The 10,178-nt window shown below is 40.1% G+C and carries 5 protein-coding genes; 2 read left to right on the top strand and 3 right to left on the bottom strand.

Annotated features, from left to right (window positions below; translation table 11 throughout):
- Positions 1-10: 10 nt before the first annotated feature.
- The 3 genes from nirB (ACRX5O_RS20875) to nirB (ACRX5O_RS20885) all read right to left on the bottom strand — a co-directional run bounded on the left by nirB (ACRX5O_RS20875) (position 11) and on the right by nirB (ACRX5O_RS20885) (position 7,115).
- Positions 11-2,425 (bottom strand): nitrite reductase large subunit NirB, encoded by a 2,415-nt coding sequence (nirB, locus tag ACRX5O_RS20875; RefSeq protein WP_433907740.1) that lies wholly within the window; start codon positions 2,423-2,425, stop codon positions 11-13.
- 146 nt (positions 2,426-2,571) lie between these two features.
- On the bottom strand, positions 2,572-4,716 hold the full coding sequence (gene nasC, locus ACRX5O_RS20880; RefSeq protein ID WP_433907741.1) for an assimilatory nitrate reductase catalytic subunit NasC: 2,145 nt from the start codon (positions 4,714-4,716) through the stop codon (positions 2,572-2,574).
- Between the two features lie 38 nt (positions 4,717-4,754).
- Positions 4,755-7,115 (bottom strand): nitrite reductase large subunit NirB, encoded by a 2,361-nt coding sequence (gene nirB, locus ACRX5O_RS20885; protein WP_433907742.1) that lies wholly within the window; start codon positions 7,113-7,115, stop codon positions 4,755-4,757.
- A gap of 643 nt (positions 7,116-7,758) precedes the next feature.
- Here nirB (ACRX5O_RS20885) and ACRX5O_RS20890 point away from each other — a divergent pair.
- Together ACRX5O_RS20890 and ACRX5O_RS20895 are read left to right on the top strand one after the other, a co-directional pair.
- Positions 7,759-8,964 carry a nitrate/nitrite transporter gene (locus ACRX5O_RS20890; protein WP_433907743.1) on the top strand — a complete coding sequence of 402 codons (1,206 nt, stop codon included), beginning with the start codon at positions 7,759-7,761 and terminating at the stop codon, positions 8,962-8,964.
- Positions 8,965-9,140: 176 nt separating this feature from the next.
- Entirely contained in the window at positions 9,141-9,869 is a 729-nt protein-coding gene (locus ACRX5O_RS20895; protein ID WP_433907744.1) for a UTRA domain-containing protein, read from the top strand.
- Positions 9,870-10,178 lie beyond the last annotated feature (309 nt).

The raw sequence follows: 10,178 nt of genomic DNA on the forward strand, positions 1-10,178 counted from the left end.
TTATCGTGTATTACGACGTGACTACTGTTTCAAACAGTTCTTTTTTCAGCTTTTTGTCCTCGATAATGGCCTTCCAAGGATCCTCGATTACAGATAAGGCTTTATCCATGCGAGCATTTAGCTCCTTACGTTTTTCCTTATCATCTAATATCTCACGGATATGGTCCAAACCAACTCGGTCCACCCAAGCAGATGTTCTCTCTAAATAGTTCGCTGTCTCTCGATAATATTGAAGGTAAGCAGACGTAATTTCGATAACCTCTTCCTCTGTCTTTACCTTGTAAAGAAGATCTCCACCACGCACATGGGTACCACCATTTCCACCAATATATAGTTCCCAGCCACCATCAATGCCGATGTATCCAATATCCTTAAACCCTGATTCGGCACAGCTTCTTGGGCAAGCTGAAACGGCCATTTTTACCTTATGCGGTGTTTGAAGACCTTCATATTTCTTTTCTAACTGAATTCCAAGTCCCATCGAGTCTTGTGTACCGAAACGACAGAATTGTTCTCCCACACATGTTTTAACGGTACGAAGTGATTTTCCGTAAGCGAATCCTGAAGGCATATCAAGATCCTCCCACACCTTTGGAAGATCATCCTTCTTTACCCCAAACAAGTCGATTCGTTGTCCTCCAGTCACCTTTACTAGCGGTATCTCATACTTATCCACCACATCAGCAATTCGTCTTAAATCATTCGCATTGGTCACTCCACCGTACATTCTAGGTACGACAGAATAGGTCCCATCCTTTTGAATGTTTGCGTGCATACGCTCATTAACGAACCTTGATTCCTTCTCATCCTCATATCCAGTTGGATTGACCATACCTAGATAGTAGTTAAGAGCTGGACGACATTTCGAGCAACCCTCTTCGGTTTTCCAATCAAGTACAAACATGACTTCTTTCACATGAGTCAAACCTTTTGCTTTGATTTCTTCTACAACTTCATCACGAGACAGGGTAGTACAGCCACAGATTGCTTCCTTTTGCTGCTTGCTATCAAAGGATGAACCTAATGTAAGCTGAAGAACCTCTGCAACGAGTGGTTTACAGCCACCACAAGAACGGGATGCGCTCGTACAGGCTTTAATTTCGTCAATAGATGAGCAGCCTTGTGTTTGAATAGCAGAAACGATCGCTCCTTTTGAGACTCCATTACATCCACAAATGATTTCATCATCACTCATCGTTGCAACTAGACTGGCACCTGCTTCTTGGCCAGTTGGCTGCAGAAGGGAAACCTTCATTGTGTCTGAAATGTCAGCCTGCTTTTGAATCATAGAAACCAAACGATTTCCATCGCTGCTATCTCCGAAAAGAACCGCACCAACAATTTGATTTTCACGAAGAACGAGTTTCTTATAATAGCTGTCTTGCTCATCAAAAACTTTAACAGCCTTTTTATCGTCGCCTTCCATAAAATCGCCTGCAGAGAATACTTCGACGCCAGATACCTTTAACTGGGTATACAATACCGAACCTTTATACGGCTCAGTCTTCGTACCGCAAATCGTTTTCGCTAACACTTTCCCTTGCTCATAAAGCGGGGCAACAAGTCCGTATGGAATTCCGTTATGTTCTGCACATTCCCCAACAGCATATACGTGAGGAATATTCGTTTGCATATAATCGTTTACAACAATTCCTCGATTTACCTCTAACCCACTTTCCACTGCTAGTGAAATATTAGGTTTGATACCAACGGCCATAACAACAAGATCTGCTTCAATCTTAGTTCCGTCACTGAAACGTAAACCTTCGACTCGCTCTTCTCCAAAAATCTCCTGTGTTTGTTTTTCTAATAAAAACGTCATTCCCTGCTTTTCTAATTCTGTTTGCAACATTTTTCCTGCCATTGGGTCTAGCTGACGCTCCATTAAATAAGGGGCTAGATGGATGACACTAACCTCCATCCCTAGGTTTAAAAGTCCCCTTGCCGCCTCAAGCCCTAACAATCCTCCGCCGATTACAGCAGCTTTTTTATATTTCTTGGAAGCTTTTAGCATAATATCTGTGTCCTTAATATCTCGGAAAGCTGTAACACCTTCCTTATCCGCACCTGGAATGGGAAGAATGAAGGGAACAGAACCAGTTGCCACTATCACTTCATCGAATGGCTCTATTCTCCCAGCATCTGTAACAACTACTTTTCGGTCGGAATCAACCTTAACCACTGTCTCATCTGTATAAAGCTGAATGTCATTGTCTTCATACCAGCTCCAATCATTAAGAGTAATATCAGCGACCTCTGTGTCTCCTTGTAGAACCTTTGAAAGTAGGATTCTATTATAATTCGGATGCGGTTCACTACCGAAAATCGTAATTTCAAATTGATCCTTTGTAAGCTTTAATATTTCTTCTATCGTTCTGACTCCTGCCATTCCGTTACCAACAAGAACGAGTTTTTTCTTTTCCAAATTAACGCGCCTCCCCAAGAAAGTTTCTTAAACTGTAACACATGATTTGTGTAAAATTGTTTAACATGTTAGATTACCTCACACGCTTTTTAATTCGTATACCGAATTTTCCGAATATTAAAAGGTCATTTCACCAGTAATTATCGTCATCCAACATCCATGGCTGAGCTTATTTTTACTGCACTTAATTTAAATCCAGGCATCCGACAGGTTGGATCCAATTCCTTTCCAACAAGGAAATTAACATTTTGTGAATTGGCCCAGTGAAAAGGAACAAACAGCGTGTCTTGACGAATACTGTCCGACAACTTACTCCGTACAACAATACTTCCTCTCCTTGATGTGATCTTCACTAGAGTTTCGTCTCGAATCCCATATTTTAAAGCGGTGGCAGGATGAATCTCCACATGCGATTCCACATTTCTAGCTGCTAAGGAAGCACTTTTACGTGTTTGAACACCTGTTAAATAGTGAGACATCACTCGGCCTGTTGTTAAATAAAGTGGAAACTCTTCACATACCTGATCCTTTGTAACAGGTGCGACATTGGAAACGGAGACCATCTTTGCTTTTCCATCAGGATGAGCAAACGAACTTTCAAAAAGCCTGACCGTTCCTTTATGATCTAAAGTTGGACAAGGCCATAACAGTCCCTTTTCCTCTCTTAGTCGTTCATAAGTCACTCCATAATAATCAGCGATCCCACCTTTACTAGCGATCCTTAGTTCGTTAAAAATATCCTCCGCTGATTCAAAAGGAAAATATTTACCCTTCCCAAGTGCATGAGCAATTTCGCAAAGGATTTGCCAATCATGCTTTACTTCTTCTGGACAAGGATAACTTGCCTCTCTTAACGTGACTCTCCCCTCCACATTGGTCATCGTTCCTTCATCCTCTAAGTAAGAGGAAGCCGGTAAAATAACATCTGCTAATCGAGCAGTTTCAGATACGAATAAGTCAACCACAACAAGAAAAGAAAGTTTTTGTAATGCTTCCTCCACAAAATGTGCATTTGGGTTAGAAACAATGGGGTTAGAGCACATCAAAAGCATCCCGGATATGTCACCGTCATGAATTTTTTCAAACATTTCATAAGCAGAGACACCCTTTCTCGGCAGCTCTTTTTCGTTAACTCCCCATACCTTTGCAATATAAGCTCGATGATCTTCGTTTTCAATGAGTCGATATCCAGGAAGCTGGTCGGCCTTTTGCCCATGTTCCCTTGCACCTTGACCATTTCCCTGCCCAGTTATCGCTCCATACCCACAGCCTGGTTTTCCAATTTTCCCTACCGAAAGTAATATATTTAGGAAATTTCTAACTGCTGCGGAGCCATCTGTGTGTTGCTCTACTCCGCGTGCTGTAAAAATCATTCCTGTCTCTTCTTTTGCAAACCGATGGGCTACCTTACGAATCTGTTCAATCGGAACACCTGACAAGGATTCGATTTCCTCAAGAGTCATCGAGGATACATTCTCCTTCACTTCTTCGAATCCATTCACTCTTTCTATGATAAATTGTTCGTTATAAAGCTGTTCTTCGATAATCACCTTTAAGATTCCATTGGCAAAAGCGGCATCTGTTCCAGGCTTCACCTTAATATGCAAGTCTGCTAGTTTCGTTGTTGCCGTTTCACGAGGGTCAATCGCAATAATATAAGCACCGTTTTCCTTTGCCTTTTCAAAATAAGGCATGATTGTCGGTTGGCATTCTGCAATATTGGTTCCCGCAAGAATAATACAGCGAGAAGAAGGAATTTCACTTATGCTATTTGTAAATCCACGGTCCATCCCGAAGGTTTGTGTAGCAGCCGAAGCGGCTGATGACATGCAAAGCCTACCATTGTAATCAATGTACTTTGTCTGCAATGCGACCCGAGCAAACTTTCCGAGCAAATAAGCTTCTTCGTTCGTGATGGAGGCACTTCCGTACACCGCCATTGCGTCTTTTCCATGTCGTTCTTGAATGGACTGAATATTACTTTTAATGACTGCTAGTGCCTCTTCCCATGTGGCACGGATAAATTCCCCGTTTACCTTTATTAGCGGGTACTTTAATCGATCTTTATGAAAAGTATGTTGGTGGGCATTGATGCCTTTCACACACAATCTTCCCTGTGTAGTTGGATTATCTAATCCAACAGTGGTATATTTCTTGCGTGTAACGATTGATTGCTCTATGAGCTGCATCTTGCATTGCATGCTGCAGAATGGACACTGTGAGTCGTATGTTTTCTCTGACTCTACATGATTTTGCTTTGTACGAAAGTATTTTAATAGCATTTCAGTCACATCATCACCCTCAATCCTTATACTCTTTAGAACTTACTTTAAAAAATAGGAACATCTTTAGATCCTTTCATCATTAAGCAATCCCCTTCTAGTCGTTCTAACAACTGCTGACGGAGTTCAAAATCAAAAAGTACTTCTCTCACATGCAATAGGCTCACTCGATCCACCCATTCCCATGTTCTTTCCGAGTAATTAGCAGTTTCTCGGTAGTACTGGACTAGACCACCAATGAAACTAACAGCCTCTTCTTCTGTTTCAGCAACTGTAAATAATTGACCCGCTTTAACACTTCGACCACTGCTTCCTCCCACATAAATTTCCCAGCCACGCTTCGTGCCAATAATGCCAATATCCTTTGTTGTCGAACCAGCACCATTATGCAAGCATGCAGAGACACCTATTTTCACTCGATACGGAGTGATAAGATACTCAAGTTTCTTTTCTAGAGATGCCGAAAGTTGAAGTGCCTTTTGTTTATCACATTGACATATGTGCTCACCAATACAGGTTTTCACATTCTGAACTCTGTTCCCGTATGTGGCACTTAAAGGCATATTTAAATCATTCCACACCTTTGGTAACTCTTCTTTTGTTAGACCCATCAAATGAATTCTCTGCTCACTAGTTATAGCTAACTCTGACACTCCATATTTGTCAGCCACATTCGCAATTTTTCGTAACTCATGCGGATTCGTCATTCCCCCATACATTTGCGGGACGACAAAGTACGTTCCATCCTTTTGCAATGTGGCGTTCATCTTTTCGTTTACAAATAAAGTTTCTTGGACATTCTCATACTCTGGATTGATCATACTTAAGTAATACGTCAAAGCAGGAACACATTTGGAACATCCCTCTTTGTGTTTCCAGTTCAGTGCTTGCATTACTTCGTTAACAGAGGATAAATTTTGCACCTGCATTTCATGCACAACCTCATCCTCTGTTAGCGATGTACAATTACACATCGTAGGTTTCTCGATCTTAATTTCATCAAATTCATCACTATGAATATAAGATAATAACTCTGAGACAAGCGGTTTACATCCTCCGCAAGAACCGGATGCCTTTGTACATGCTTTTACATCGTCTACAGTAGAACATCCATGAATTTGAACAGCTTCAATAATTGTCCCCTTGGAAACACCATTACAATTACAGATGATTTCAGTTGCTGCCATGGAGGTAACCGCTGTTCCCGAACCACTTGATTGAAAAATTGTTACTTTTTCAATATCAGATACATCTTGCTTTTTAAGTATCATATTTTGTAATTTCGTTCGGTCACTGGTATCCCCAAAGAGCACCGCTCCAATTATTTTATCTTCTTGGAATACAAGCCTTTTATAAGTACCTTCCACTTCATCTTGTATTTTTATTGACTTACTTGCAGAATCCTCTTGGAAAGTTCCAATAGAAAACACATCAACACCCGAAATTTTTAATTGAGTGGCTAACACAGTACCCTCATACCCTTGTCCATCTACCCCACAAATACGCTTCGCTAAGACAACTGCCTGTTCATAAAGTGGTTTCACAAGGCCATATACCATACCTCGATGTTCCACACATTCTCCTACAGCAAAAATATTGGGAATACTCGTCTCCAGAAAGTCATTTACGACAATCGCCCGATTAACTGTTAACCCACTTTCTTTCGCCAAATGAACATTGGGTCTTACACCAACAGCCATTACAAGCAGGTCTGCTTCAACCGATGTTCCATCCGTAAAACGGAGTCCTTCGATGCGTTTATTGCCTAAGATTTCTTCTGTTTGTTTTTCTAATAGAAACTTCATCCCTTGCTTTTCAAGTTCTGCTTGTAGCATTTTTGCTGCCGTTTCATCCAACTGTCTTTCCATTAAGAAACTACTAATATGAACTACATGCACTTCCATCCCGAGGTGTAATAGTCCCCTTGCTGCTTCTAGCCCTAACAATCCTCCACCAATGACAACTGCCTTTTTATGATTCTTTGCCGTTTCCTGCATCTTTTGACAATCCTCAATTGTCCGAAAAGAAATGACACCTTCTTTCTCCACCCCTGGCAAGGGAAGAACAAAAGGAACGGAACCCGTTGCCAATATCAATCGGTCATAGTACAAGTTGCGGCCTTTATCTGTCATAACTATTTGGCTTTTATGATCAATAGCAACAACGGTTTCTCCCGTAAAAAGTTGAATCTGATGCTGCTCATACCACTTAAAATCATTAATGGTTATTTCTTCAAGCTTTGTGGATCCTTGAAGTACGGAAGAAAGAAGGATACGGTTATAGTTTGGGTGAGGTTCGCTCCCAACTACCGTAATCTCAAACATTTCAGAATCAGTTTTAAGAATTTCCTCTAAACACCGAACTCCAGCCATACCATTACCGACCATAACTAATTTTTGCTTTTTCATGTTATAACCCCCAACAAACAGTAGATGGATGTTCAAATCAAATTTCGTTTTATTATTTCATACATCTACTGAAATGAAATTTAACCTGTTACATTTTCTAACACGATATGTACTATTTGGGTGTTATTTACTATAAAAAGCCCCTTGATGGGCAGTATTTTTATGCAATCCTACGGTATACTCATTATTCGAATCACGAAGTAAATCAAAAGATCACTCTTGTTTTTATTGATTTTGTAATGCGCTTACAAGTATAAAAATTCAACCCGTTTGAAAATTCTAATAAATTTCTGTGTTAGATTAGCTAACACCTTTTGAGACAAAGCAACAACTTACATACTATTCTTTAACAAGACAAAGATGGTAAAAACTCTGACACACAGAAAAGCAAAAGCGCCTTGTTCAGCCCCGACAAGCATAAGACGAATCTCGCAGGAAGGCCTGCCTTCTGGAGAGATTTGGCTTATGACCTCGAGGGGCTAGGCGCTGGAGCTGGACAAAACAAAGGAGGAATTCCAATGACAAATAAGATAGGTTTTTTTTCGTTCTTCTATGTATTAGGTAAGATTTTATTTTCTCGAAAAAATTATATTGGCTGGTAACACATTTGAAATACCACATCTATTAAAAGGAGAGAGTAACTATGAAGTTAGCAAATTTAAGAAAAAGTGGACATGCACCATCGCTATTTGCTTCATTTCTGTACTTCGATGTCAGTTTCATGATTTGGGTAATACTTGGGGCCCTTGGAGTTTATATCACCAAAGACTTCGGTCTATCCCCTTCTCAAAAGGGATTAATTGTAGCGATTCCCATTCTCGGTGGATCTTTCTTCCGTCTCGTTCTTGGTGTTTTAACCGATCGAATTGGTCCGAAGAAAACATCGATCATTGGAATGGTCGTTACAATGGTTCCACTTCTATGGGGTTGGCTGTTTGGAACGACGTTAACGGAAATTTATTTTATCGGAATACTATTAGGAGTAGCTGGGGCAAGCTTTGCAGCAGCTTTACCAATGGCAAGTCGTTGGTATCCACCCCATTTACAAGGGTTAGCAATGGGGATTGCTGGTGCTGGAAATAGCGGTACTTTATTTGCAACCTTATTTGGTCCCCGCCTTGCTGAACAAATTGGCTGGCATAATGTACTGGGGGTTGCTCTTATTCCTCTTGCTATTGTGTTTATTATCTTTGTTCTTATTGCAAAAGATGCTCCTTCCCAGCCAGCACCAAAACCACTTAAAGAATATTTTAATGTTTTTAAACAAAAAGATGCCCTTTACTTCTGTCTGTTGTACAGCGTTACCTTCGGTGGATTTGTTGGACTATCTAGCTTTTTAAGTATCTTTTTCGTTGATCAATACGATCTTTCAAGAGTAAGAGCTGGAGACTTTGTTACCCTTTGCGTAGCAGCAGGAAGCTTCTTTCGCCCAGTCGGAGGATTTATCGCAGATAAGATTGGGGGAGTTCGCCTACTAACCTTCTTATTTATCGGTGTTGCTCTAACCATGCTGGGAGTTAGTCAGCTACCTTCCATCACTCTTGTTACCTTACTATTATTTGTCGGTATGATGTGTTTAGGAATGGGGAATGGAGCGGTATTCCAACTTGTTCCACAACGCTTCCAAGAAGAAATCGGGATGGTTACAGGTATTGTAGGAGCAGCTGGTGGTGTAGGTGGTTTCTTTATTCCAAATATCCTTGGAACGTTAAGAGAAATCACAGGCACATATGCAACAGGATTCCTCGTATATGCAGGAATTGGAGTGTTAGCTTTACTCGTTTTAATTGTTGCACAGATATCTTGGAAAAAGACTTGGGCTCCAAAAGAGTCTTCTGTAAAAGCTTAATATGTATAAAAGCTCTGGCTTGCATTTCTATTGCAAGCCAGAGCTTTTTTTTTGTTACCAATTACCCAATCTTTTATTACTTTAGTATTCGAAATTCTCAGACTAATTATATACATTTTCCCGTTAAATGTTATATAATATTATATAATGATTTATACTTTGAGAGGAGTTCTCCTATGAAGTTAAACAGTTCTAGTTCACGTCCACTATACGAACAATTATTTAACACCATAAAAGAAGCAATTGACCAGAACACCTATCGACCAGGTCAGCAAATTCCCAATGAAGCGGAGCTTTGTGATATTTATGGTGTAAGCAGAATTACAGTTAGAAGAGCCATCCAAGATTTAGTTGATGAAGGATTGTTGGAAAGAAAACAAGGAAAAGGTACCTTTGTTGCTAGGAAAAAGGTTGCTCGTGAATTAGTAACAATCGAGGGCTTCTCGGATTTCAGCAAACAACTTGGAAAGAAAACCAGCAAGAAAGTTCTTCTTTGTGAAGAAATAAAAGCATCGAAGAAAATTGCAGAAGATCTTCAAATAGAGGTTAATGCTCCAGTGCTCAAACTTTTAAGATTAATGTATATTGAGGAAGAGCCATTTACTCTTGATTTAACTCATTATCCGATAGAGCGCTTTCCTAACATTCAAGAGCATATATTTGATTACGAGTCCACCTATGATGTCCTGAGTAATATATACCACGTGGATATGAAGGACATTACAACAAAAAAAACAATCACTGGAATTCCCGCCTCTTCTATAGAAGCTGATCTTCTTAATTGTGAAATTGGAGAGATTTTATTTAATATAGATAAAATCGTGTACGATAAGAACAAGGTGCCTATTCATTTATCTACGTTTAAAAATTTAACTACAGTTATCGCCTATACGATTACGACATAGAAAAGCGGAAGAGTCCGTTTAGCAACGTATGGACTCCTTGAAAAAGCTACCGCTTTTCCTTCGTGCGATGCATATGCTGTCGAAGCTTTCCTTGTGGAGGGCTTTGACTGAGATAAAGGAAACACGAAGAACGAAGTGATTCGATGTTGACTTATCGTAGGGAAAAGACCGAAGTACACTAGTTGCTGGACACTGGAGCTAGACATCCTGATAAAAAGGGACTTGGCTACCATGAACTGCACCCCAATTGTTAGACAAAAATACTAACAATTGGAGGTGTAGTTTTTATTATGAAAAAAAGCTCATTAG

It is taken from the genome of Robertmurraya mesotrionivorans (assembly GCF_050971805.1).
GTDB lineage: Bacteria > Bacillota > Bacilli > Bacillales > Cytobacillaceae > Robertmurraya_A.